Below are 25,045 nucleotides of genomic sequence, written 5' to 3' on the forward strand. Positions count from 1 at the left end.
TGCGGCTACGGCTTCACTGCGCGAATCTAGTAGGATAGCTGGCGGTCATGACCAGACCGGCACAGACCAAATACCATACCACCAACCGGGATACCTACGAACAGGCGCTGAGGCGGCGCGGATCACTGACCGTCTGGCTCGATCTCTCGATGGAATGGAAAGCGACACCCTCCGGTCGTCGCGGCCGCCAACAGGCATACAGCGGTAAGGGGAACTCGATTCCCCGAAGAACGCGATCCAGGCATGTCTGACCATCAAGGTTCTGCTCGTCATGCCACTCCGGCAAACTACTGTTTCCGTGGTGAGCCTTCTGGAGCAGTCCGGAGTCGACTGGGCCGTACCGGATTTCAGCATCCTATTCCTGCGGCCGACGACCTTGGACGTGACCATCCCGTATCGCGGCCCCAAGGACGCGTTTCACCTGCTCGCCCAAATCCCGGTGAACGAGGACATCGCCATCATTACGGCGAACGGTGCCTACGACATACGCGCCTGGAATGATGCCATCGCGGACCGCGGAGCAGCAGCGCTCATTCAATTCCGCCGAAACGCTCGGCCTTGGAAGCCAGACACGGTAGGAACTCGTATACACAACGAGTTCCGGCAAGCTTCGAAGCACCTGGGCCGGGCGCTCTGGCGGAACTGGAGCGGGTATCACCGCCGCAGCAGGGTCGAAACGAAAATGAACTTCGGGAAGCTGCTCGGCCAGCGGCTGATGTCACGGGACTTTGACCGCCCGTTGGCAGAAGTCCAGATCCGCGCGGCGGTCCTCAACCGCTTCACGGCACTCGGCATCCCTATGGCCGTGGCCGCAGGATAAGTGTGCCCGGGAAAGGGGGATCGCGCGCGACAGCTGATTTATCCAACCGCGCCAATGGTTCGACCGGGCTTGGCGGCTATTAGTTTCGGGGTAGGGCGCCCTTAGCGCCGGTCAGTCAGGCTCAGCCGAGCCGTGCTGCATGCGGCAGCACATAGGGACCGCTGGGCGGCGGAGTGCTCACGCGGAGGCTGCACCCATAGGCGCGCGACAGCAGGTCATCGCGCAGCAGCACCTCTGGGCTGGCCTGTTCGAGCAGGCGCCCCTCGGCAAGGAGTGCGACGCTGTCGGCGAACATCGCGGTGAGGTTCAGATCATGCATGATCGCCACCACCCCGCCGCCGACGTCGGCAAAGTCCCGGGCGATCTGCATGACCTGCAGCTGATGTGCGATATCGAGGCTCGAGACCGGTTCGTCGAGGAACAGCCAACGGGCCTCGCTGCCTTCGACCGGTTCCCACACCTGACAGAGGACACGGGCCAGCTGAACGCGCTGCTGCTCGCCGCCGGACAGCTCTTGATAAGGACGGCTTGCGTAACCGCACAGACCGACCCGCGCCAGCGCGCGCGGCGTGAGATCGGCTGCGCTGCCGGGACCTTTGCGGATCTGCCCGAGCCGGACGACCTCGGCCACGGTGAACGGAAACGCCAGCGGGGTGAACTGCGCCAGTACCGCGCGGCGGGGCGCCAGACGCCAGGCAGGAATGCCCGAGAGCTCCTCGCCGGCCAGGGTGATGCGCCCCCGGTAGCCGAGATCGCCGGTAACGGCGCGCAGCAGCGTCGTCTTGCCCGAGCCGTTCGGCCCGACGATCGCCGTCAATTCTCCGGGAGCGGCTTGGAAGTTCACGCCGTCGAGGACCCGGCGACGGCCGAGGGTCACGGTGACATCAGTTGCGTCGAGCATGGCTCAGATCTCCAGGCTGCCGCGCCGGCGCAGCAGGATCCATAGGAAGAAGGGGCCTCCGATCACCGCGGTGACGATGCCGATGGGCAGCTCGCTCGGCGCGACAATGCTGCGGCTGACCACATCGGCGAGCAGCAACAGGCTCGCCCCCAGCAGGCCCGAGTTGACCAGCAGTGCGCGGTGGTCCGGCCCGGTGGCGAGGCGCAGCAGGTGCGGCACCACGATGCCGACGAAGCCGATGCCGCCCGAAATCGCCGTGGCCGCGCCGACCGCCGCCGCGACGACGACGATCGCGCCGGTCTTCAGGCGCTGCACGGGGATGCCGAGGTGATGCGCCGCCGCCTCGCCGAGCGCCAGCGCGTTGAGCCCGCGCGAAAGCGCCGGGGCCGCGAGCAGCGCGGCCAGCATCAGCGGCGCGGCGGCGAGGGTCTTGCTCCAAGATGCACCCGCGAGGGATCCGAGGCTCCAGAAGGTGAGATCCCGCAGTTGCTGGTCGTCGGCCATGTAGATGAGCAGCCCAGAGAAGGCCGCCGTCATCGCCGCCAGGGCGATGCCGCCAAGCAGCATCGTCGCCACCGAGGTGTGCCCGCCGCGGGTCGCGATCACGTAGAGCAGGCTGACCGACAGCCAGCTTCCCGCGAAGGCCAGCACCGGCACCAGCGCCGGGCCGAACAGCCCGGCCAGCCCCGCCGGCAGCAGCCCGCCGAGCACGATGGCCGAGATCGCGCCCAGCCCGGCCCCGGCGCTGACCCCGACCAGCCCGGGATCGGCCAGCGGGTTGCGGAAAAGCCCCTGCAGCACCGCGCCCGCCACCGCGAGCGAGGCGCCGACCATCATGCCGGTGAGCAGCCGCGGCAGGCGGATGTCCAACAGGATGATGCGGGTGCGTGCGTCGATCTCGCTGCCCGCCAGCAGGTCCGCCAGCGCGGCGGGCAGCGAGACGCCCGAGGCCCCGACCGCAAGGCTGGCATAGGCCGCGACCAGCAGCAGCGCGGCGAGAACCCAGCTCGTGCGGCGGGCTAGCCCGCGCCGGTCGCCGACGAGGTGGCCCTCCGGATGGATCGCCACCATCTCAGCCACCCGCGAGCGCGTGGGCAAGCTCTGTTGCCGCTTCGGCGGTGCGCGGCCCGAAGCCGAGCAGCTTCATCCCGTCCATGCGCAGCACCGCGCGGGTCTCGCCCGCCGGGGTCGAGGCGATCGCCGGATGCGAGAAGAGCGCCTCGTCGCTGACCGCCAGATCACCGCCCCGCGCCATCATCAGGATCACGTCGGGCGCGGCCTCGATGATGGCCTCGTCCGACAGCGGCTTGTACCCGTCGAACCCGGCGACGGCATTGACGCCGCCGGAGAGGCGGATGATTCCGTCGGCGGCGGTGTTCGCACCACCCGCCATGACGCGCCCGCCCTGCATCGACAGCACGAAGAGCACCCGGCGCGGCGGCGTGCCCGAGGTCTCCTCCCCCACGATCCTGCCCGCGTCGTCGAGGGCGGCCGCCACGTCCGAGGCGAGCTGCTCGCCCTTCTCGGGCACGCCCAACACCTCGGAGACACGGCGGATCTTGGTGAGCACGGCGGCCCGGTCGTAGCCCTCGGGGATCTCGACGAACTCGATGCTGGCCTCCTTCAGCAGCTCCACCGCCTCGGGCGGCCCGGCACCTTCCTCGGTCAGGACCAGCGTGGGGTTTACCGACAGCACACCTTCGGGCGAAAGCTGCCGGATGTAGCCGATGTCGGGCAGGGCGGCGACCTCGGTCGGGTAGGTCGACGTCGTGTCGCGGGCGACGAGCCGGTCTTCTTCGCCAAGGGCATAGACGATCTCGGTCACCGAGCCGCCGATCGAGACGATGCGCTGCGGCTCTTCGGCGCGCGAGGGCGCGGGCAGGAGCGGCAGGACGAGAAGCGCCGCCAGCGTCAGGCGGCGACAGGTGGCGAGCCTCACGACAGCACCTCGGCGGGCGCGGCCTCGGGCAGGGCGCTGGCGATCGCCTCGAACTCGGCGGCGCGGTCCTGAGGTTTGCGCACACCGAAGATCTGCAGGATGATCCGGCCCTCGGAGTCGAAGGCCTCGACCGAGACCGCCATGCCGCGCCGGGTCGGCTTGTGCACCTCCCAGACCTCGGCGACGTGGTCGTTGCGCAGGTGCATGTCGAAGCCGGGGTCGAGCACGTTGAGCCAGGGGCCCATCATCCTGATGTTGGTGACCGGGCCCGAATGGATCTGGATGCAGCCATTGTTGCCGACGAAGACCATCACCGGCACCTGTTTCGCCGAGAGCTCGGTGAAGAGCGCCTCGAGGCTCTGCGGCGCGACCGGGCGAACGTAGGGCGCGCCGGCGACGCGATAGGCGCCGAGGCGGTTCATCTTGAGCCGGCTGACCATTGTCAGGAACTGGTGGGTGTCGGTCAGCTTGTCCCAGTTCTCGCGCAATTCCCCGGCGCGGTCGGCGCGGGCGCGCGCGGGCTCGGGGGCCTCGCGCGGCTCGGTCCGCAGCGTGTCGTCCTGCATCTCGAGCGCGAGATCGGCGACGACACCGGCCCAGGCCTCGTGGTCCGAGCCGTCGCGAAGGTGGATCTTGTGCACCGCATCCCCGGCGGCATCGAACACCAGCAGCGCGCGGCGAAGACCCTTTTCGGTCTGCTGGTCGAGCGCGAAGCCGTGCACCCAGTGGCGCGGGAAGATCCGCAGGTCGATCTCTTCGTTGAGCACCATTGAGGCGTGCTCGCCGGAATGGTAATTGGCGTAGCGCCCGAGCTTCTCGTGCACGCAGGAGGGGGTGCGGGTCAGGGCGAGAACCTCGCCCAGCTTCTCGGCGGCGGCCATCAGCCGGTCGGGATTAGCGGTGGTGCGGGTGACGCCGTGACCCACGTGGGCGGCCATCAACTCCGCTTCGCTGATGCCAAGCTGCTCCGCGAGATCGCGCTCGCGCAGGGTGGATTTCTCGAGACGCGCGGCGCGGATGTCCTGCGCGGAAAGCGGCGGGGTTTGAGCCATAAGTCACTCCTGGCCATGTAGGGGGACGCGATGTCTGGCTTGCACCCGGCGGATGCATCGGCTGGAGCGGTAAAAGGTTTTCTATATCCGACTCATCTACTCAGGTAGTGGGGGCGGTGCAAGAGTTTCGTCTGCTCCCAGCCGGATGCCTCGGCCCAGTGCCTTGTAAGGATGCAAGTTTTCGCAATCTTTCGGGGCGGAACCCCTTGGTAGATAATTCCATACTAAAACACTTGACTTTCACCCAGTCCCGGGCTTAGCCCTTGCCGAGCGCCAGCTGAGCGTGTCCCGGAACCCCGGACGCCTGCGCAAGCGAACATCCCAGATCATGAACCCAAGGACGGTCGGCAAGGGCCCGCACCGTTCGATAACGAGTGCGCCGGCGCGCCGCCGCGACCGGGCCCTGCCTGCGTCTGCGGGCGTGGCTTCGCCGGCGAAGGGACAAGGACGACAGACGATGAGACTTGCAGCATTCCTCCGCGGCGCAACGGCGATCACGCTGGCGCTGGCGGCGACCGGGACAACCGCCGCGGCGCAGGAGGCGACCGACGCCGAGGCGACTTTCCTCGGGCGCATCGTCGTCGGCTATTCGGCCGACGGCACGCCGGTCTACGCGGGCGAGAACAGCTCGCATCTCGAAGGCAGCTCGGTGACCGCGCAGGGTGGCACCGCGACGGTCGATGACGTGCTGCGCCAGACCCCGGGCGTCTCGACCCGGCTCAACCCGGGGCAGCCGGGCGTCGCCGTGTCGATCCGCGGCCTGCAGGGACAGGGCCGGGTTGCGATGACCGTCGAGGGCGTGCCGCAGACCTTCCGCTTCAACGGGCACGCCTCCGAGGGCTACGCGAATTTCGAGCCGCTGTTCCTGCAGGGCATCGACATCACCCGAGGCGCGGTGGTGACCGCGGGCGGAAGCGGCTCGGCTGGCGCCGCGAACTTTCGGCTGCTCGAGGCCGAGGACATCGTCGACGGGCTGGGTGCCGGGGGGGCGGGTGAAGCTCAGCTACGGCGACAATGGCGACGACTTCGGGCGCATGGGCGCGGCGGCCTATGTCGGCGAGCGTGGCTCGATCGTCGGCGCCTATGCGCGCACCACGGCTGACGCCTTCGAGGACGGCGCGGGCAAAGAGGTGGCGAACACCGACAAGGACCGCGACAGCTACCTGCTGCGCGGTCGCTATGCGCTGACCGAGACGCAAAGCCTCGAGTTCCTGGCGACGCGGATGAACGCGGACTATGCCTCGAACTCCTACGAGCAGGAGATGACCACCGACCTCTACAAGCTGGGTTACAGCCTGAACTACAGCCCGGCGGTCAACCTGACGGCGAATGTCTACCGGGCGATCACCGACAACGAATATACCGGCTCAATCGACGGCACCGGCTCCTATGTCGGGCGGCAGATGCGGACCATCACCACCGGGCTCGACGTCACCAACGTCTCCGAGCTGGCGCTGGGAAGCTGGATGCTGACCTCGACCAACGGCTTCGAGTATTTCGAGGATGAACTGGGCGGGGCAGAGGGCGGCGCGAACCCGACCTTCGGCGAGGCGAAGACGCTGGGGATCTTCACCGAGAACATCTTTTCGAACGGCCCGTGGGAGATCACCGCGGCGTTGCGCTACAGCGACTACAGCCTGCACGGCAGGCTCGACAACGAGCTGGAGTCCGGCGACGTCGACATCGACGAAAACTCCCTCGATCCCAAGCTGACGCTGGCCTATCAGGTCAACGACTGGCTGCAGCCTTATATGTCCTACTCGCGCAGCACCCGTGCGCCCTCGCTGCAGGAGACGCTGCAGGAAAGCTTCCACGGCTACGGCTTCTTCAATCTCTACCTCGGGCCGAACCCCGACCTGCAGACCGAGACCACCGAAGGCGGCGAGATCGGCGTCAACATCGCGCGCAGCAACCTGATCAGCTCGGGCGACCGGCTGACCGCGCGGCTTGCCTACTTCAAGATGAACGTCGAGGATTACGTCGCCTACGTAATGGAGGACACCTACACCTCCGTCGGCCCGACGACGCTGGCCTACTATGACAACATCGACGGCACCACGGTCACACAGGGCTTCGAACTCGAGGCGGCCTACGAGTCCGAACTGTGGTCGGCGGCGCTGTCCTACACCAACTCGGACTCGACCCCGCCTTCGGGCTACGAGGGCTACGAGCTGCAACCGCCCGAGACCTTCTCGACCACGCTGGCGCGGCATTTCCTCGGTGGCGATCTGACCGTGGGGGCGACCTACAGCTACACCGCCGCGGGCGTCTCGATCGACAGCGAGGCGGAAAGCGATGCCTATGGGCTCTGGGATGTCTTCGCGAGCTACGAGGCAACCGACAACTTGCTGATCACCGGCAAGATCGCGAACCTCGGCGACGAGGAATACCTGCCCTACGCCGCCACCGCCAATGGACCCGGTCGCACCTACTACCTCGGGCTCCAGATGACCTTCTGAGCCAGTTCTTCTGGTATGGCGATCCCCTTGGTCGCGGTAGGGACGTCGCGACCAAGGGAAAGGATGACCACGAAGTGACCTCGCGCCCGATCTCTGGGAGCGAACAAGAGTCTGTCGCCGGGAGCGGGAAGCACGTCTCGGCGCGCGGTCAGGACACACTCGGCTGGCATGGAAGAAACGCCCCGCGGTCTCAAGGGCGGGTGCGGTCCAAATCCTCAGCGATCGGGATGAACCCTTGCACGTCTCCGGGCAGCAGCCAGAAGGCGCCGTTCGCCCAGTCGAGGCATGACGGTTTGCCGCGGTGGTGCCTGAAAACTTTCGCGATCATCACGCCGCAAAAATAGGGCGTCATGGCGATGAAAAAGCAGAGGTGGCCAGCCCGGGTTTTGTAAGAGTGCGAGGATCGAAGAAACGTCGGATCGCCGCTTCGCGCACAGCAGTGACGTAAGACGTATATACATCATTCGACCTTATCAGACGATGCAGGGCCGGTTTCGCACGCAAAAGGCCTTGGGTGCACGACGGTGCTACGTGCTGAAGCCAGCCAAGTGCCGCGTGGCACGAAAGGAAGCCGACCTCGATTTGCAGTTTTCACGCTTTCCGAACCCGCCTAGGTTCCGCTGCGATGGAGAAACCCGATGACCAAGCTGCTGAGCCTCAACGATTTTGAAACGCCGGCGCGGCGGCGCCTGCCGCGACCGCTTTTTGGCTATATCTCCGGTGGCACCGAGACGACCGCCGCCCGCGCCGACAATCACGCAGTGTTTTCGGAATACCGGCTGGTGCCCCGCGTGCTCCGTGGCGTCGAGGGTCGCAGCCTGATGCATCCCCTTTTCGGCCACGACTGGCAGGCGCCTTTCGGCATCGCGCCCATGGGGATTGTCGCCCTCATGGCGCGAGATGGAGACGTGGCCATGGCCCGGGCCGCGCAGGCCGAAGGCATTCCCTATGTTCTCAGTGGCTCGTCGCTGACCCCGCTCGAGCGTGTGCGCGAGGCCAATCCCGATGGCTGGTTCCAGGCCTATCTGCCGGGCGAGGATGACCGTATCCGCGCGCTGATCGAGAGGGTGCGCAAGGCGGGCCATGAGACGCTCGTGCTCACCGCCGATACCGCCGTTCTGGCCAACCGCGAGAACAACATCCGCTCGGGCTTTTCGACGCCTTTGCGGGTCACGCCGCGCCTGCTCTGGGATTTTGGTCTGCATCCCCGCTGGGTGTTCGGCACCTTCCTGCTTGGCCTGATGACCCACGGCATGCCGCATTTCGAGAATTCCTTCGCCGAGCGGGGCGCGCCGATCATCTCGCAAAGGGCGGCGCGCGACTTCGGGCGCAAGGACCACCTGAACTGGGAGCATGTCGCGCTGATCCGCGATCTCTGGAAGGGGAGGCTGGTGATCAAGGGATTGCTCTCGCCGCTCGATGTCGCCGAGGCGCGCAAGCTGGGCTGCGACGGCGTCATCCTGTCGAACCACGGCGGGCGGCAGCTGGACTACGCGATCAGCGGGGTGCGCGCTCTTACGGTGTCGCGTGAGGAAGCTGGCAGCATGGCATTGATGGTCGACGGCGGTATCCGGCGCGGGACCGACGTGGTCAAGGCGCTGGCGCTGGGGGCGGATTTCGTCTGGGTCGGGCGTCCGATGCTCTATGCGGCTGTTGCCGCTGGCGAGGCGGGCGTGACCAAGGCAATCGGCATCCTCAAGCGCGAGTTGCACCGCGACATCGGCCTGCTGGGGCTGATGTCGCCGGGCGAAGTGTCGGGTGCCGTGCTCGAGGCAGCGCAGTTGCCTTGCTGAGGGCCGCCGCAGCACGTAGCCGGCTCAGGTGTTGCGATGGACTCCGTGCTCTTCGGAGAGATTGGCAAGGACCTCGTGCAGCCGCGCAATGATTTCCGCGCGCGGCGAGACCACGCGCTCAACGATACCCATGCCCCGGTGTCGGCCAGCTACTTCATCGTCGGCGATGCGACTGGGTCATCGTGATCCCAGCGCATCTGGCCGAGGAAGTCGCGGCCGAGGTTCTGGAGTTGACCGTCTACGAGGACACCGTCGTCGATCAGGTGGAGGCTGGCGAGCCGATCATTGGGTTCACTCTGTGCTGGGCGATAACGAAGAGAAGTATGGCCCATTCTACGCGGTGTGGCGTCGGCAGAACGTGCACTTAGCGAGTTCGGCCCGGCAGTCCGCTCTACTCACATGAAGCACCCGCGGACCGGCTGCGGGCACTTTGTTATTACGCAGGCGCGATGCGCGGCTCCGGCGGGGCCTGGCCCCGGCATCCCCGGCATCGCTACGGATTGCTTCGATATGCAAATCATTCTCTAGATCGAAATCCTGTCATTTCCCCTATTGATTAGTCAAAATTGCGGGATTGCGGTTTTCTTTCGGCGGATTCCTGCTAAGTGTCCCCGCGATGACCGATCCGACCAGACATGAACACGCTTCGCTATGCGAATTATTTTCGCGCGACGCGCGCTCCCGGCGATTGGTCTTGCTTCCCCAAAAGGAGACTTCCATGAACAAGCTGCTCGCTGGCGCGGCCCTGTCGCTGCTCGCCGCTCCTGCCTTCGCCCAGGACGACACCTGCGGTGAGGTGTCCATCACGCAGATGAACTGGGCCTCGGCCTCCGTGGTGACCAATGTTGCCAGCTTCATCATGCAGCAGGGCTATGGCTGCGACGTCACCATCGTGCCGTCCGACACCGTGCCCGCGATCACCTCGGTCGCCGAGAACGGCACACCCGACATCGTTACCGAGCTCTGGACCAACGCCACCGGCCAGGTCTACGAGCGCCTGAAGGACGAAGGCCGCATCGTCGAGCTTGGCCCGGTGCTTGATCCGGGCGGTGTCGATGCCTGGTGGATCCCCGCCTATCTAGCCGAGGAGCACCCCGAGCTGAAGACCATCGACGGCGTGCTCGCGCATCCCGAATGGGTCGGCAACCGCTTCCACAACTGCCCCGAGGGCTGGGGCTGCCGCGTGTTCAACGACAACCTGCTGCCCGCCTTTGGTATCGAAGAGGCCGGCATCGAGATCTTCAACCATGGCTCGGGCGAGACCCTGGCGACCTCCATCGCCTCGGCCTTCGAGAACGAGGAGCCTTGGTTCGGCTATTACTGGGCCCCGACGGCGGTGATCGGCCGCTACGACATGGTACAGGTCGACATGGGCCCCTATGACGCCGCGGCGCACGAGGCTTCGCAGGACCAGGACGCGACCGACGTCGGCCGCACCTCCTTCCCGCCGGCCCCGGTGGCCACCGCCGTCACCACCGACTTCGAGGACGAGCACCCCGAGTTGGTCGCCTTCCTGTCGCAGATGACCTTCCCCAACGACGTCATGAACGCCACGCTCAGCTGGATGGATGAGAACGCCGCCTCGGGCGAGGAAGGCGCGGTCTATTTCCTCACCAACCACAAGGACATCTGGTCAGGCTGGCTAGACGAGCGCGCGACGCAGAACCTGTCGCAGCTCCTGCAGCAGTGATGCGGACTGGCGGGGCACGCCCCGCCGCGACATCGGCGGCCGTCCCCCATCCGCGGGGGCGGCCGTTCCTTCCCCGACAGAAAGGACGATAAATGCCTACCTACGACTGGCTCTTCGACAGTACGGGCCTGCGCGACTGGTGTGACGGCGAGGGCGGCAGTAGCGCGCCCATGTCGATGGCAGACCTGATGAGCCAGGCCGGCAACGCCCCCGACACCTCGGTTTGGCAGACGCCCTTCCCCTCGATGGACGCCCTGAACGACGCCTGCGCCAGCTTTCCGCAAGCCCGCGACCTGACCCGCGGGCTCGAGCGCGGATTTCTCGACATCAAGGATTCGCTTTCCGTGGTGCTCGATCCGCTGACGCAGCCGCTGTCCTGGGCGCTGGAAGCCGCGCTCTGGCTTTTCCAGACCACCCCCTGGTTCGTCATGATCCCGGTGCTGGCGCTGATCGTGGCGGTGATCAGCCGCTCGGCGCGGCTGACCGGGCTGATCCTGGCGGCCTTCGGCGGGCTAGCCTTCATCAACTACTATGACTATGCGATGCAGACGCTGGCGATCATTACGGTCTGCGCGCTGATCGCGGTGCTCTTCGGGGTGCCCGTCGGCATTGCCATGTCGCGCTCGGACCGGCTTGAGCGGATCATGATCCCGGTGCTCGACATGCTGCAGACCCTGCCGCCCTTCGTCTACCTGATCCCGCTGATCTTCCTGTTCTCGGTGACCGAGCCCAAGCTCTACGGTATCGCGGTCATCCTTTACGCCATCGTGCCGGTCGTGCGGCTGACCAATCTCGGGATCCGCATGGTCGACCCCGAGGTCATCGAGGCCGCCGACGCCTTCGGCATGACCCGGCGGCAGAAACTTTATGGCGTGCAGATCCCGCTGGCGCTGCCCAACATCATGGCCGGCGTGAACCAGACGATCATGATGAGCCTCGCCATGGTGGTGATCGCCTCGATGGTCTCAGCCCCCGGCCTCGGCGTGCTGGTGCTGCGCGGCATCCGCAACCTCGAACTGGGTGTCGGGCTGGTCGCCGGCTTCGGCATCGTGCTGCTGGCGGTGGTGCTCGACCGCTCCACCAAGGCCGCGCTGGCGCGCGTCAACGCCGTGCAGAAGGGATGAGGAGACCGGAGATGACCGACGCCAAGATTTCCATCCGCAACCTTTTCAAGATCTTCGGAGAGGCCCCGCAGGAAGCGCTGGCCCATGCCAAGGCCGGGATGCACAAAGCCGAGCTGCTCGAGGCGCACCGCCACGTGCTTGGCCTGCGCGACATCAACGTCGACATGCAGGAAGGGGAGATCACAGTGATCATGGGCCTTTCGGGCTCCGGCAAGTCGACGCTGATCCGTCACCTGAACCGGCTGATCGAGCCCACCGCCGGCGAGGTGGTGGTGAACGGCGAGAACATCCTCCATTACGGCGATGCCCGCCTGCGACGGCTGCGGCGCAGCAACATGTCCATGGTGTTCCAGAAGTTCGCCCTGCTGCCGCATCGCAGCGTGCTGGAAAACGTCGCCACGCCGATGATCGTGGAAGGCGCGAAGAAGAACGACTACGAGACCGAGGCGGCCAAATGGCTCGACCGGGTCGGGCTGCAGGGGCAAGGTGCGCAGTATCCGCACCAGCTCTCGGGCGGGATGCAGCAGCGCGTTGGCATCGCACGGGCGCTGACCTCGAATTCGGACATCATGCTGATGGACGAGGCGTTCTCGGCGCTCGACCCGCTGATCCGCACCGACATGCAGGACCTGCTACTGGAACTGCAGCGCGAGCTGCGCAAGACCATCGTCTTCATCACCCATGATCTCGACGAGGCGCTGAAGCTGGCCGATCACCTTGTCATCCTGAAGGACGGCGAGGTGGTGCAGCAGGGCGAGCCGCAGCACATCTTGATGCATCCGGGCGATCCCTACATCGTGGACTTCATCGCCGACATCAATCGCGCGCGGGTGCTGCGGGCGGGGACCGTGATGACCAAGACCACCGATCCCGTCCCGGTCGACAGTGAGGTGTCGGCCAACGCGACGCTGGAAGAGGTCATCACCCAGGGCGGCGGCAACGCCGACCTGACCTTCCGTGTGATGAACCGCGACCGGCAGGTCGGGGTGCTGTCGATGCGCGACGTGCTCGCCGCGCTCGTGGCGACCGAGGGCGTAAAAAGGACAGAGGCCCCCGCCGCCTGATCCGGGCTGCGATGACGGTCAAACAAGCAGATCGGGCCGCCAGGCACTGCGCGCCCGATCCGCGCAGTGCCCGCGCACCATGGCGCGTGGCCGCGGAACAGAGAGCGGCCTGCCACCTCCAACGACGCACTCGCCCTTATTCCGCAGAGGTTGGAGCGCAGCTGTCCCGCGACTGAATGCCCGAATGCAGCCGACCCTCGCTGTGAGATCGCGTCGAACCGGATGTTCAGCGCGCCGCGCAGCGGTGCCAGCTTCCCGACGGGCTGCTGCAATTCCCTGCCCGGAACCGCCGCACAGCGCCCAACTTCGGGCAGGAGGCAACGATCCGCAACGCGTCGATGCCGATCAGGTCGGCCTGGAGATCCACCCTCAGCTGTTTTCCGGAAATGCACTAGAGATTGATTTGCGCCAGGGGCCCGCGTCAGAACGTCCGGAATGATTGCGCTACATCCATTATATATACTTTGGCCTTATCCGAGCTGTCTTCAAATTTGGCAGGCTGGTCACTGGCTTTTGGTTCCTCGCGTCCGTGTCTTCGAGGCGGTCTTGCTGCCGCAAAGCCTTCGAGACCGTCCCCTTGCCGGGGTGCGCGCAAGGGGACAAGCCAATCGGGCGCACAGGTTTCGCGCAGCTGACGCTCGACTAATGTTCGCATCGCGCCTATGCAGCCACGTCACCCTCGCATCTGCAACCGGAAAAGCCGCCCTTGGCGGGCGAATACGGTGCCGCGATAACCCGATCTGCCGAATTGGACCGGCATCGCCAGACTCTGGCCATGCAACATCCCGACCCGGCGCGGCTTCGTGACACAGTCTTCCGGTTCCTCTAGCCTTCCACGCATGATGGGCTGCTCCCGCCAGCCGAAATCCTTCGAGATTTTGGAATTGACTGGCGGCCCTTTCAACGGCGCAGGCTCGGTTCCCGCCTCGCGCAGTGTTCAGGAGGCGTTGCCATGGGCGCGGTAGCGCTCGTGGCTGCGCGAGAGGTGGGCGGCCATCGCGCCGCGCGCCGCTTCGGGATCGGCGTTGCTGATCGCCTCGCAGATCTGCCGGTGCTCTGCCACGGACTGCTGAAGATAGTCGGACGTCACGAGGCTTGGGTAGGCCCGGCGCTGCAGCGCCGGCTTTGGCAGGAGCTTGGCGCTCATCAGTTCGAAGAACTCGATGAAGGCCGAATTGTTCGTCGCCCGCGCGATCGCGGAATGGAAGTCGAAATCCAGCTGATCGAGCGTGTCGTCCTCGTCGAGCCCGGTCTCGAACGCGTGGCAGCAACTCCAGATCGCTTCTTCCTGCGCCCAGCTGCGGCGCAATGCGGCAAGCCCGGCGGCATGCACCTCGAAGGCCATGCGAAGCTCCAGGAAGTCCATGAAGGCGCCGTCGTACCCGGCGAAGCTGCGCATCACCGCGGTTCCGGCCGCCTCGGGCCTTGGCTGGTCTCCGGCAACGAAGATGCCAACGCCGTGACGCATCTCAAGCTTGCCCTGGGCCTGCAGGATCGCGACCGCTTCTCGGACCACGGTGCGGCTGACCTGGAGCGTCTCGCCAATCTCCTTGAGGGTTCCGAGCTTGGTGCCCTCGACAAGATGGTTGTCGGCAAGATGCGCTTGCAGCGCGGCGATCGTCTGGGCGGTTCTGGTCTGCACGCAGCTGTCCTGTTCCGAAGGGGGGCGATAAGAGATAGTATCTCTATAGGCCAAAGAGATCTGCACTACAACCTCACTTGACGCTGAACTGCGTCCATCGCGACAGGAGTTTGCACAAATATTGGGCGAATATCGTCGAGTTCAGCGGACTCCGCGCCTCTTGAGGTCATATCTCATCGAATCTCTTGATATGAGATGTGATGACTCGTACGAGTGATTCCAGAAAAACGATATAACGAGCGACGAGATCTCATCTCGGCGCCGCAACCGGGAGAAATGCCATGTCTCGAACCGCCCGCCGCCTCAGCGAACTCGGCCTCGCGCTGCCAAGCCTCAAGGGACCGAGTGGCAGCTATGTCCCGTTCCGACGCAGCGGTGGGCTTGTCATCCTGTCCGGGCAGGTGCCCCGCGTCGACGGAAAAGACGCGTTCCAGGGGCGTCTCGGCGAGGACATGACCGTCGCGGAGGGGCAGGCCGCCGCCCGCGCCGCCGCGCTCAATCTCCTGGCCCAGCTCGCGACGGCGGTGGATGGCGATCTCGACCGGGTCGAGGCCTGTCTGCAACTGCGCGGTTTCGTGCGGGCCGTGCCGGACTTCGCCGATCATCCCGCGGTGGTCGACGGCGCCTCGGACCTGATCGTCGAGGTGCTCGGTGAGCGCGGACAGCACGCCCGGACGGCGCTCGGCGCGGGCAGCCTGCCGCGCGGATTTTCCGTCGAGCTCGACGCGATCTTCCAGGTGGCGGACTGAGCCATGGAGCAGTCTGCAGCCCCCGCCATTCGTCTTGAGCATGTCAGCAAGTGGTTCGGAAAGCTCAAGGTATTGCAGGACGTTGACCTGACGGTGAACCGGGGCGAGCATATCGTGCTGTGCGGCCCCTCCGGATCGGGGAAATCGACGCTGATCCGCTGCATCAACCGGCTCGAGGAAGTGCAGGAGGGGCGCATCCTTGTTGATGGAGTCGAGCTGCGCGGCGATGGCCGCAATGCCGAGGACATCCGCCGCCACGTCGGCATGGTCTTCCAGCAGTTCAACCTCTTCCCGCACATGACCGCGCTCGAGAATTGCATGCTGGCGCCCCGCCGCATCCACCGCATCGGCAAGGACGAGGCCCGCGCGCGCGCCATGGGTCATCTCGAGCGGGTGCACCTTGCCGACCATGCCCAGAAATACCCCGCACAGCTTTCAGGCGGCCAGCAACAGCGCGTGGCGATCGCCCGCGCCCTGTGCATGAACCCCGACATCCTGCTGTTCGACGAGCCGACCTCGGCACTTGATCCGGAGATGGTCAAGGAGGTGCTCGACACCATGGTCGAGCTTGCCGACGCGGGGATCACGATGATCTGCGTCACGCACGAGATGGGCTTTGCCCGCGCCGTGGCGCATCGGGTGATCTTCATGGACCGGGGCGAGATTCTCGAGAGCGCGCCGCCGGAGGAATTCTTCAGCGCCCCCCCGGCACGAACGCGCCCGGACCTTCCTCGGCCAGATCCTCAACCACTGAGAGGGGCATCGCCATGAGCTATCAGTTCGATTTCTCGCCGTTGCTGACCTACTGGCCCGAGCTTGCCGCCGGCATTGTCCAGACGTTGCGCATCTCCTGCATCGCAATGGTCGCGGGGCTGGTATTGGGGATTGCACTCACGGCGTTGCGGATGAGCCCCTCGCGGCCGCTGCGCTGGCTTGCGGTGAGCTACATCGAGCTTGTCCGCAACACGCCCTTTCTCGTGCAGATCTTCTTCATCTTCTTCGGCTTGCCGGCCCTCGGATTGCGCTTCGACGCGACCCAGGCCGCGGTGCTGGCGATGTCGCTCAACTGCTCGGCCTACGCGGCCGAGATCGTCCGGGGTGGCGTCCAGGCCGTGCCGAAAGGCCAGGTCGAGGCGGGCAGGGCGCTGGGTCTGGGCACCGCCGACATCTACCGCTTCATCGTGTTCCGCCCCGCGATCCGCGCGATCTATCCCTCGCTCTGCAGCCAGTTCGTGCTGCTGATGCTGAACTCGAGCCTGGTCGCGGCGATTTCGGCCGAAGAACTGACCTATGCGGCGCAGATGATCGACAACCGCACCTTCCGCAGCTTCGAGATCTTCGCGGTGGTCGGCCTGCTCTATCTGGCGCTGTCGCAATGTCTGTCGCTCGTGCTGGCCGCGATCGGCCGCGCCTATTTCAGCTACCCCAGCAAGTGAGGACAGATCATGATCCGTGAGTTTGGCTTTCCCGAACTGCTCTTCGTGCTCGAAGGCGCACGCTGGACGATCCTCCTGTCGGCCCTTGCCTTCGTCTGCGGCGGCGCGCTGGGGCTGGCCGTTGCCCTCGCAAGGACCGCGCGCAGCCGCGAGCTACGCTGGGGCGCGACCGTCTACATCCAGATCTTCCAGGGCACGCCGCTGCTGATCCAGCTGTTCTTCGTGTTCTTCGGCCTGCCGCTGCTGGGATTGCAGCTCAATGTCTGGTTGGCGGTGACCATCGGGTTGGCGCTGCACGCCAGCGGTTATCTTGGCGAGATCTGGCGTGGCGGCATCCAGGCGGTTCCCGCCGGCCAGGTCGAGGCGGCGCGGGCGCTGGGGCTGGGGTACCGATCGGTGATGATCGACGTGGTTCTGCCGCAGGCGCTGCGGATCAGCCTGCCTGCAACGGTCGGCTTCCTCGTCAACCTCGTGAAGGGCACCGCGCTGGCAGCGCTGCTCGGGCTGACCGAGGCGACCCGCGCAGGGCAGCTTATGTCCAACATCACCTTCGAGCCGCTGCGCGTCTACAGCGCCGTGGGGCTCGTCTACTTCGCCATCTGCCTGCCGCTCACGCTCTGGAGCGCGCGGCTGGAGCGGCGTCTTCTCCGGCGGGGCTGAGCGCCGGGGCCATCCCCAAGAAAACCAACCAACAGGAATGAGGTACTGAAATGACGACGTTCACTTCCTTCATGCGCCGCGCCGGTCTGGCACTGGCGGCCGGGGCCAGCTTCACGATGATGCAGGCGCAAGCTTCGGGTGCCGTCACCCCGGAAGAGATCGAGCAGAAGGGCACTGCCGTGATCGGCGTGCAGATGGACCAGTTCCCCTGGGGCTTCATCGATGCGCAGGGCGAAAATGACGGCTTCGACATCGAGATCGCCCGGATGATCGCCGAGGAGCTGGGGGTCGAGCCCAAATTCGTGCGCATCACCGGCCAGAACCGCATCCCGTCGCTGACCACTGGCATGGTCGATTTCCTCGTGCCGTCGATGACGGTGACGGAAGAGCGCGCCAAGGTCATCCAATACGTGCTGCCCTACAGCTCGAACGACATCACCGTTTGGGCGCGCGCGGATGCCGAGATCGCGGGCAATGACGATCTGGGTGGCTTCGCGATCGGCGTCAACCGCGGCAGCGCCTTCGAGCCGATCCTGCGGGCGGCAGCGCCCGAGAGCACCGAGATCAAGGGCTTCGACGATGATGCGACGACCGTGCAGGCGCTGCTGTCGGGCCAGGTCGATGCCATAGTCGGCTCGATCACCTACGGGCTGGTGATCGCCAGCGCGGGCCAGGGCGAGGCCTTCGAGCGCAAGTACAAGGTCGCTGACAACATCCAGGCGATGGCGGTGCGCAAGGGCGACCAGGAGATGCTCGACTGGCTGAACGATTTCGTCACCCGCCACGGCGAGGATGGCTCGCTCGACGCGCTCTACAAGAAGTGGATCGGCCTCGACCGGGCCGATCTGCCCACCGAGATGCCGGGCGTCGACTTCACCGGCAGCGCCGGGAACTGACCCGGCGCCCCGCGCGCGATCGCTTCCTCCCCGGCGCGCGGGGTCCCCTTCCTCGCCTCACCCTTTTGCAACCCCGGCATGTGCCGCCCGCGCCGGGCGGCACGAGGGACAGCGCATGCCGCGCGCCCGATCCGCCGCACCACCACAGGCAGACAGATGATACGCAATGGCAAGAAAATCCGGGTCGGCGTCGACATTGGCGGCACCTTCACCGATGTCGCGATGGAGGCCGGCTCGACGCTCCATTCCACCAAGGTCCTGACGGATTACAGCTATCCCGAAGCCGCCATCGTGAAGGGGATTTCCCTCGTGGCGGCTGAAGCCGGCGTCGCGCTGTCCGAGATCGACCTCATCATCCACGGCACCACTCTGGCGACCAATGCGCTGATCGAGCGCCGGGGCGCCAAGACGGCACTGATTACCACGCGCGGGTTCCGCGACGTGATCGAGATGCGCACCGAAAGTCGCTTCGAGCAATATGATCTCGATATCGTGCTGCCGCCGCCGCTGGTGCCGCGCAAGGACCGTTTCGTGCTCGACGAGCGGATCGGCGCGGATGGCGGCATCCTCAAGCCGCTTGATCCGGCAGACCTCGAGCTCCTCTGCGCCGAGATCGTCGAGGCGGGTTACGAGAGTGTGGCGGTCGGGCTCATCCATTCCTACGTGAACCCGCAGCACGAGCGTCAGGTGCGCGACTGCCTCGCGCGGCTGGCACCGGATCTCGCGGTGTCGATCTCTTCGGAGGTCTCGCCGCAGATGCGCGAGTTCCAGCGCTTCAACACCGTCTGCGCCAATGCCTTCGTCAAGCCGCTGATGGCAAGCTACCTCAACCGGCTGGTGACGCGGCTCAAGGAGGAGGGCACCGACTGCCCGGTGTTCATGATCCACTCGGGCGGGGGTATCATCAGCGTCGAGAGCGCGATCGAGTTCCCGGTCCGGCTGCTGGAATCCGGCCCGGCCGGGGGGGGCGATCTTCGCTGCCTCGATCGCGCAGAGCCACGGTGCCGAGCAGGTGGTCAGCTACGACATGGGCGGCACCACCGCCAAGATCTGTCTGATCGACCGTTACGTGCCGAAGACCGCGCGCGAATTCGAGGTGGCTCGCACCTGGCGCTTCAAGAAGGGCTCGGGCATGCCGATCTCGATCCCGGTGATCGAGATGGTCGAGATCGGCGCCGGGGGCGGTTCGATCGCCTCGGTGGACGGGCTGCGCCAGCTGCGCGTGGGGCCGCAGAGCGCCGGCTCCGAGCCGGGCCCGGCCTGTTACGGACGCGGCGGCGCGCGGCCGACGGTGACCGACGCCGATCTGCTGCTCGGGCGGCTCGACCCGCAGGGCTTCGCGGGCGGTACCATGACGCTCGACAGCGCCGCGGCGACCGCAGCCGTGGCCACTCATCTGGCGGAGCCGCTGGCGCTCGACGAGACCTCGGCGGCTTACGGACTTGCCGAGATGGTGGACGAGAACATGAGCAACGCCGCCCGGATGCACGCCGTCGAAAGCGGCAAGGACCTGGCGGAGCACATGATGATCGCCTTCGGCGGCGCAGCGCCGCTGCACGCCGCGCGGCTGTGCGAGAAGCTGGGGATCGGCGCACTGCTGATCCCGCCCGGCGCGGGGGTCGGCTCTGCCATCGGCTTCCTGCGCGCACCCTTCGGTTTCGAGTCGGTGCGCTCCGCCTATACCCGGCTCGACGCTTTCGACGCCGCGCAGGTCAACGGCATCCTGACCGAGCTGCGCGAGGAGGCCACCGCCTTCGTCCGACAGAGCGCGGGCGAGGGGCCGCTGCGGATCGAGTGCACCGCCTTCATGCGCTATGTCGGCCAGGGCTGGGAGGTGCCGGTCGAGATCGAGATCCGCGACTACCGGACAGGCGACGGCGACGCGCTGCGAGCGCTCTTCGACGAGGCTTACGCCCGGCTCTTCGGCCGGGTCATCGACGGGCTCGGGGTCGAGATCGTCAGCTGGTCGCTGCGCGCCGCCTCCGAGGTGCCGCCGCCGGCGACCAGCCCGCGCCAGCGGCCGGAGCGGGCCGCGGTCAGCACCGGCAGCCGCCGCATGTTCGACGCCCAATCGGGCCGCTTCGAGACCGCCGCCGTTGTCGAGCGCGCCGCGCTGAGGCCCGGCGACTTTGTCGCCGGCCCGGCGGTGATCACCGAGCGTGAGACCACAACCGTCGTCACCGCAAGCCGCATCGCCATCCAGCAGGCAGACGGCTGCCTGCTGCTGCAAGCAAAATCCTGAAGGAGGACCCGATGGGCAACTCTCTCTCCGACGTCCACATGCAGATTATGTGGAACCGGCTGATCTCGGTGGTCGAGGAGCAGGCGGTCACGCTGATCCGTACCGCCTTCTCGACCTCGGTGCGCGAATCCGGCGATCTCTCCGCCGGCGTGTTCAACCGCGAGGGCCTGATGATCGCGCAGGCGGTCACCGGCACGCCGGGCCACGTCAATGCCATGTCCGAGGCCGTCGGGCATTTCATCACCGACATCGGCCGCGAGAACATCTTCGAGGGCGACGTCTACATCACCAACGACCCTTGGAAGGGCACCGGCCACCTGCATGATTTCACCGTCGTCTCGCCAAGCTTCCGCGACGGCGTGCTGACCGGCTTCTTCGCCTGTACCGCGCATGTGGTCGACGTGGGCGGGCGCGGCTTCGGCCCCGATGCGAACGAGGTCTACGAAGAAGGCATCTTCGTGCCCATCATGAAGTTCGCCGACCGCGGCACCGTGAACCGCGACCTGGTGAACATCCTGCACAACAACGTGCGCGAAAGCGGGCAGGTCGTCGGCGATGTCTACTCGCTGGCCGCGTGCAACGAGATCGGCCACCGGCGGCTGATGGACATGATGGACGAGTTCCGCCTGTCCGATCTCGAGGGGCTTGCCGATTTCGTCTTTGCCCGTTCGCGCGATGCGACGCTCGCGGCGATCGCCGCCCTGCCGCAGGGGCGCTACGAGAATGTCATGCGGGTGGACGGCTACGGCGCGCCGATCGACATCGCGGTAGCGCTGGACGTCGCGCAGGATCACATCGGGATCGATTTCGCCGGCACCTCGGCACCCAGCCCCAAGGGCATCAACTGCCCGATGATCTATTCGGCCGCCTATGCCTGCTATGCGGTGAAATGCGCCATCGCGCCCGAGATCCCCAACAACCACGCCTCGCTCGAGCCCTTCCGGGTGACTGCACCGAAGGATTGCATCCTCAACGCGCAACGCCCCGCGCCGGTCTCGGTCCGGCACGTGCTGGGGCATCTCGTCCCGGACGCGGTGCTGGGTGCCGTGCACCGGATGCTGCCCGGACAGATCCCCGCGGAAGGGGCGGGGGCGCTGTGGAACCTGCACGTCTCGGTGCGTCCCCGCGGCGGCGCGGCTGCCGCTGCCCCGGACACACGCAGCGCCGAGGTGCTGCTGTTCAACAGCGGCGGCATGGGCGCGCGGCCGGGGCTTGACGGGCCGAGCACCACGGCCTTTCCGAGCGGCGTGCACTCCATGTCCATCGAGGCGACCGAGCATGTCGGGCCGGTGATCTTCTGGCGCAAGGAGTTGCGCGACGGATCGGGCGGGCGCGGGCGCCAACGCGGCGGGCTGGGACAGGTGGTCGAGATCTCGGCCAGCGCCGGGCATGAATTCCACTTCAACGCGATGTTCGACCGCGTGGCGCATGCACCGCGCGGCCGCGAAGGCGGGGAGGATGGGGCGCCGGGCGCAGTGCGGCTGGACGACGGCACCGAGCTTGCCGCCAAGGGCCGGCAGTTCGTGCCGCCGGAGCGGCGCTTGGTGCTGGAACTGCCGGGCGGCGGCGGCTACGGGCCGGTGGAAGACCGCAGCGCGGAGGCGCGCGAGGAAGACCGCCACTACGGCTACTGACCCCGCCTTCGGGGACCATGCTGGAGCGGGGGCGGTCGCGCCCGCTCCGGAGCGGCGGTTGCCGCCCGCCGTTCTGCCCTGTACATGGCGCCTCATCAGTTGTCTGATGACTGCGCAATACAGGGGAACTCCATGAGAAAACGCCGTGACAGCCTGGCCTCCGTCGTCGCCAAGGACCTAGCCGAGCGCATCGAGCGTGGCGACTACGCCGTGGGCGACAAGATCCCCATCGAGGCGCAGCTGTGCGAGATGTTCAACGTCAGCCGCACCGTAGTGCGCGAGGCCATCGCGACCCTGCGCTCCGAAGGGCTGGTGACATCGCGGCATGGCGTCGGCGTCTTCGTGGAAGAGCGGGCCAACCCGGCGCTCTCGATCACCAAGGAGGCGGCTGGCGAGCTTTCGGAAGTGCTCGAGTTGCTCGAACTCCGGCTTGGGGTCGAGGTCGAGGCGGCCGGGCTTGCCGCCCGGCGGGCCACCGAGGACGACCTGCGCGCGATCCGCGATGTCTTCGACAAGGCCTGCGATCTGGACGCTTTCGCCGAGCAGCCGCGTGAATTGGACTACGCCTTTCACCTGGCGATCGCACGGGCGAGCGGCAACGGCTGGATGGCCAAGTTCATGGATTTCATCGGGCCGGTGATCATCCCGCGCAGCCAGCTTCTGCACGCCTCGCAGCCCGAGATCACCCGCGACTACCTGCGCCAGATGGTCGACGAGCATCGCCGCATCCTCGATGCCATCGCGGCTGGAGACGCCGTCGCGGCACAGGAGGCGATGCGGATGCACCTGTCGACCTCGCTCGAGCGGTACCGGAAAAGGCTGGTTGAATCATAAGTCATCAGTTGACAGTCATCATACAACATCATACTCAAGACCGCAGAGAGGCCGCCGCGTCGATTCTGCGTGCGTGCTCCGGATTGACCTCGGGCTAGGGACCTCAAATCCCGGGCCCGGCCATCCCGAGCCAGATGCCTCTCTGCAACGAGAACGCTGAGCCGGCACCGACTGCGCTCACATTCAACCAGGGGGCTTTATGTCTTACCTAAGGGAAGTCTACCTGCGCGGTCTGCGCGGGGCGGTGGTCCTGTGCCTTGGCGGCATCCTGGCCATGGTCTTTCTCAACGTGGTGCTGCGCTACGTCTTCAACAGCGGCATCTTCCTGACCGAGGGCCTCTCCGGCCTGCTCTTCGTCTGGATGACCTTCGCGGGCGCGCTGCTCGTCCTCTATGACGGCGGGCACATCGGGGTCGATGCCCTGGTGCGGCGGGTTCCGGTCGCGGCGCAGCGCGGGCTGTTTCTGCTGGCGCACGCGGTGATGCTCTACGTCACCTACCAGATGCTGCTTGGCAGCTGGCACCAGATGTTCATCAACCTGAAGGTGATCTCGCCGGGCACCCGTCTGCCGGTGGCGCTGCTCTATGCTGCCGGCGTGTTCTTCGCGGCGATGAGCGGTCTTTTCCTGCTGCACCAGATCTTCCTGCTGCTGACCGGACGCCTGACGCAAAGCGCGCTGCTGCCCGGCGCCTCGGAAGAGGAGAGTGACGCAAAGCGCCACGTCGGCACCCTCGCGCAGGAGGGCCGGAAATGACCATCGGACTCTTCCTCGGAACCCTGCTCGCGGTGATCGGCATCGGCGCCCCCATCGCCTATGCGCTGATCGTGACCGGCGCGGCGCTGATGTGGCAGATGGGCCTCTTCGACGGGCAGATCATCGCGCAGAACCTGCTCAACGCGGTCGACAGCTTCCCCATGGTGGCGATCCCGCTCTTCATCCTTGCCGGCGAGGTGATGAACGCCGGCGGCCTGTCGCGCCGCATCGTCGACCTGGCGCGGGCGCTCGTCGGGCACCGCCGCGGCGGCCTCGGCTACGTGGCCATCTTCGCCGGGGTCTTGCTCTCCAGCCTCTCGGGCTCGGCGCTGGCGGATGCGGCCTCGCTCTCAGCACTGCTGCTGCCGATGATGGTGGCGGCGGGCCATGCCCGCGAACGCTCCGGCGGGCTGATCGCGGCCTCGGCGATCATCGGCCCGATCATCCCCCCGAGCATCGGCTTCATCGTTTTCGGCGTGGCAACGAACCTGTCGATCAGCAAGCTCTTCATGGCCGGCATCGCACCGGGGCTGCTGATCGGGCTTGCGCTCTGCGTCGCCTGGTTCTTCGTTTCGCGCCGCGATGACGTCGCGACCGCCCCCAAGGTCGGCGCGCGCGACCGGTTGCGCGCCTTCGGCCAGAGCCTCTGGGCACTGATGCTGCCGGTCATCATCATCGTCGGGCTGCGCTTCGGCGTGGTGACCCCGACCGAGGCCGCCGCCGTCGCCGCCGTCTACGCGCTCTTCGTGGCGTTGGTGGTCTACCGCGAGCTGAGCTGGCGCGATCTGCCGGAGCTGATGCTTGGCGCCGGCAAGACCGCGGCGGGCGTGATGTTCCTGGTCGCCGCCGCCGCGATCCCTGCCTGGATGATCTCGGTCGCCGACATTCCCGGCCAGCTGGTCGACCTGATCGCGCCTCTCATGGACAACCAGACGCTGCTGATCCTAGTGCTGATGCTGCTGATCCTGATGGTCGGAACGGCGATGGACCTGACCCCGACCATCCTTCTGCTCGGCCCGATCCTGGTGCCGGTGGTGATCGAAGCGGGGATCGATCCGATCTACTTCGGCGTGCTCTTCATGATCAACTGCTCGATCGGCTTGATCACGCCGCCGGTCGGCACGGTGCTCAACGTGGTCTGTGCCGTTGGCCGCCTCGACTACGAGGCGCTGGTGCGCGGCACGCTGCCGTTCTTCCTCGCGCAGGTGGCCGTGCTCTTCCTGCTGATCCTCTTCCCCGCGCTGGTGACCCAACCGTTGCAGTGGTTGCTGCACTGACATTCCACAGGAGCCCCAGAAGCTCCAGAAGCTCCAGAAGCTCCAGAAGCTCCAGAAGCTCCAGAAGCTCCAGAAGCTC

The 25,045-nt window shown here is 66.4% G+C and carries 21 protein-coding genes and 3 pseudogenes; 19 read left to right on the forward strand and 5 right to left on the reverse strand.

The annotated features are described in order from the left end of the window. Nucleotides 1–47 precede the first annotated feature (47 nt). Nucleotides 48–820: pseudogene (locus CLG85_RS11250) on the forward strand (transposase). A gap of 121 nt (nt 821–941) precedes the next feature. On the opposite strand, the gene CLG85_RS11255 reads toward CLG85_RS11250, so the two are convergent. The 4 genes from CLG85_RS11255 to CLG85_RS11270 are packed head-to-tail and all read right to left on the reverse strand — an operon-like array spanning nt 942 to nt 4,712. Next, nucleotides 942–1,721 carry a heme ABC transporter ATP-binding protein gene (locus tag CLG85_RS11255; protein ID WP_095882634.1) on the reverse strand — a complete coding sequence of 260 codons (780 nt, stop codon included), beginning with the start codon at nt 1,719–1,721 and terminating at the stop codon, nt 942–944. Nucleotides 1,722–1,724: 3 nt separating this feature from the next. After that, the gene (locus CLG85_RS11260) at nt 1,725–2,792 is read right to left on the reverse strand and encodes a FecCD family ABC transporter permease (protein ID WP_260348899.1); all 1,068 of its coding nucleotides are present in this window, start codon (nt 2,790–2,792) and stop codon (nt 1,725–1,727) included. Nucleotide 2,793: 1 nt separating this feature from the next. Further along, nucleotides 2,794–3,660, reverse strand: coding sequence for a heme/hemin ABC transporter substrate-binding protein (locus tag CLG85_RS11265; protein WP_095884470.1), 867 nt, complete (start codon nt 3,658–3,660; stop codon nt 2,794–2,796). Continuing rightward, nucleotides 3,657–4,712 (reverse strand): hemin-degrading factor, encoded by a 1,056-nt coding sequence (locus CLG85_RS11270; RefSeq protein ID WP_260348900.1) that lies wholly within the window; start codon nt 4,710–4,712, stop codon nt 3,657–3,659. The genes CLG85_RS11265 and CLG85_RS11270 overlap by 4 nt, the downstream gene beginning before the upstream one ends. A gap of 457 nt (nt 4,713–5,169) precedes the next feature. On the opposite strand from CLG85_RS11270, the gene CLG85_RS11275 reads away from it, so the two are divergent. From CLG85_RS11275 to CLG85_RS11305, 7 genes are all read left to right on the forward strand, one after another. Further along, a complete protein-coding gene (locus tag CLG85_RS11275; protein ID WP_260348901.1) occupies nt 5,170–5,814 on the forward strand; it encodes a TonB-dependent receptor plug domain-containing protein in 645 nt (214 codons plus the stop codon). Then, nucleotides 5,705–7,171 (forward strand): TonB-dependent receptor domain-containing protein, encoded by a 1,467-nt coding sequence (locus tag CLG85_RS11280; RefSeq protein WP_260348902.1) that lies wholly within the window; start codon nt 5,705–5,707, stop codon nt 7,169–7,171. Before CLG85_RS11275 ends, CLG85_RS11280 begins: the two co-directional genes overlap by 110 nt. Before the next feature lie 638 nt (nt 7,172–7,809). Continuing rightward, nucleotides 7,810–8,964 (forward strand): alpha-hydroxy acid oxidase, encoded by a 1,155-nt coding sequence (locus tag CLG85_RS11285; protein WP_095880767.1) that lies wholly within the window; start codon nt 7,810–7,812, stop codon nt 8,962–8,964. A 36-nt stretch (nt 8,965–9,000) separates the two neighbouring features. Continuing rightward, the gene (locus tag CLG85_RS11290) at nt 9,001–9,150 is read left to right on the forward strand and encodes a hypothetical protein (protein ID WP_176476467.1); all 150 of its coding nucleotides are present in this window, start codon (nt 9,001–9,003) and stop codon (nt 9,148–9,150) included. A gap of 532 nt (nt 9,151–9,682) precedes the next feature. Then, nucleotides 9,683–10,654, forward strand: coding sequence for an ABC transporter substrate-binding protein (locus CLG85_RS11295; protein ID WP_260348903.1), 972 nt, complete (start codon nt 9,683–9,685; stop codon nt 10,652–10,654). 92 nt (nt 10,655–10,746) lie between these two features. Beyond that, nucleotides 10,747–11,778, forward strand: coding sequence for an ABC transporter permease (locus CLG85_RS11300; protein WP_095880765.1), 1,032 nt, complete (start codon nt 10,747–10,749; stop codon nt 11,776–11,778). Nucleotides 11,779–11,789: 11 nt separating this feature from the next. Next, nucleotides 11,790–12,842: an ATP-binding cassette domain-containing protein gene (locus CLG85_RS11305; RefSeq protein WP_095880764.1), complete on the forward strand. Its 1,053-nt coding sequence runs from the start codon at nt 11,790–11,792 to the stop codon at nt 12,840–12,842. Nucleotides 12,843–13,779: 937 nt separating this feature from the next. On the opposite strand, the gene CLG85_RS11310 is transcribed toward CLG85_RS11305, so the two are convergent. Further along, the gene (locus CLG85_RS11310) at nt 13,780–14,484 is read right to left on the reverse strand and encodes a FadR/GntR family transcriptional regulator (RefSeq protein ID WP_095880763.1); all 705 of its coding nucleotides are present in this window, start codon (nt 14,482–14,484) and stop codon (nt 13,780–13,782) included. A 281-nt stretch (nt 14,485–14,765) separates the two neighbouring features. Here CLG85_RS11310 and CLG85_RS11315 point away from each other — a divergent pair, with 281 nt between their 5' ends. The 11 genes and pseudogenes from CLG85_RS11315 (at nt 14,766) to CLG85_RS11360 (ending at nt 24,966) form a co-directional block, all read left to right on the forward strand. Continuing rightward, nucleotides 14,766–15,233 (forward strand): RidA family protein, encoded by a 468-nt coding sequence (locus CLG85_RS11315; protein WP_095880762.1) that lies wholly within the window; start codon nt 14,766–14,768, stop codon nt 15,231–15,233. 3 nt (nt 15,234–15,236) lie between these two features. Further along, nucleotides 15,237–15,987, forward strand: a pseudogene (locus CLG85_RS11320) (amino acid ABC transporter ATP-binding protein). Nucleotides 15,988–16,000: 13 nt separating this feature from the next. After that, nucleotides 16,001–16,669, forward strand: coding sequence for an amino acid ABC transporter permease (locus CLG85_RS11325; protein ID WP_095880760.1), 669 nt, complete (start codon nt 16,001–16,003; stop codon nt 16,667–16,669). A gap of 9 nt (nt 16,670–16,678) precedes the next feature. After that, nucleotides 16,679–17,329, forward strand: a complete 651-nt coding sequence (locus CLG85_RS11330) for an amino acid ABC transporter permease (protein WP_095880759.1) — start codon at nt 16,679–16,681, stop codon at nt 17,327–17,329. Between the two features lie 50 nt (nt 17,330–17,379). After that, the gene (locus CLG85_RS11335) at nt 17,380–18,225 is read left to right on the forward strand and encodes a transporter substrate-binding domain-containing protein (RefSeq protein WP_095880758.1); all 846 of its coding nucleotides are present in this window, start codon (nt 17,380–17,382) and stop codon (nt 18,223–18,225) included. Nucleotides 18,226–18,447: 222 nt separating this feature from the next. After that, a pseudogene (locus CLG85_RS27405) lies at nt 18,448–19,125 on the forward strand (hydantoinase/oxoprolinase N-terminal domain-containing protein); the annotation flags it as partial. A 112-nt stretch (nt 19,126–19,237) separates the two neighbouring features. Beyond that, nucleotides 19,238–20,467, forward strand: a complete 1,230-nt coding sequence (locus CLG85_RS27410; RefSeq protein ID WP_311734988.1) for a hydantoinase/oxoprolinase family protein — start codon at nt 19,238–19,240, stop codon at nt 20,465–20,467. A gap of 11 nt (nt 20,468–20,478) precedes the next feature. Beyond that, nucleotides 20,479–22,101 carry a hydantoinase B/oxoprolinase family protein gene (locus tag CLG85_RS11345; RefSeq protein WP_260348904.1) on the forward strand — a complete coding sequence of 541 codons (1,623 nt, stop codon included), beginning with the start codon at nt 20,479–20,481 and terminating at the stop codon, nt 22,099–22,101. Between the two features lie 132 nt (nt 22,102–22,233). Next, nucleotides 22,234–22,935: a FadR/GntR family transcriptional regulator gene (locus tag CLG85_RS11350; RefSeq protein ID WP_176476660.1), complete on the forward strand. Its 702-nt coding sequence runs from the start codon at nt 22,234–22,236 to the stop codon at nt 22,933–22,935. A 199-nt stretch (nt 22,936–23,134) separates the two neighbouring features. Continuing rightward, a complete protein-coding gene (locus CLG85_RS11355) occupies nt 23,135–23,689 on the forward strand; it encodes a TRAP transporter small permease (protein ID WP_095883333.1) in 555 nt (184 codons plus the stop codon). Next, nucleotides 23,686–24,966, forward strand: coding sequence for a TRAP transporter large permease subunit (locus CLG85_RS11360; RefSeq protein WP_095883334.1), 1,281 nt, complete (start codon nt 23,686–23,688; stop codon nt 24,964–24,966). The genes CLG85_RS11355 and CLG85_RS11360 overlap by 4 nt, the downstream gene beginning before the upstream one ends. The last annotated feature ends 79 nt before the right edge of the window (nt 24,967–25,045 follow it).

The organism is Alloyangia mangrovi, from assembly GCF_002300555.2.
GTDB classification, from domain to species: domain Bacteria; phylum Pseudomonadota; class Alphaproteobacteria; order Rhodobacterales; family Rhodobacteraceae; genus Salipiger; species Salipiger mangrovi.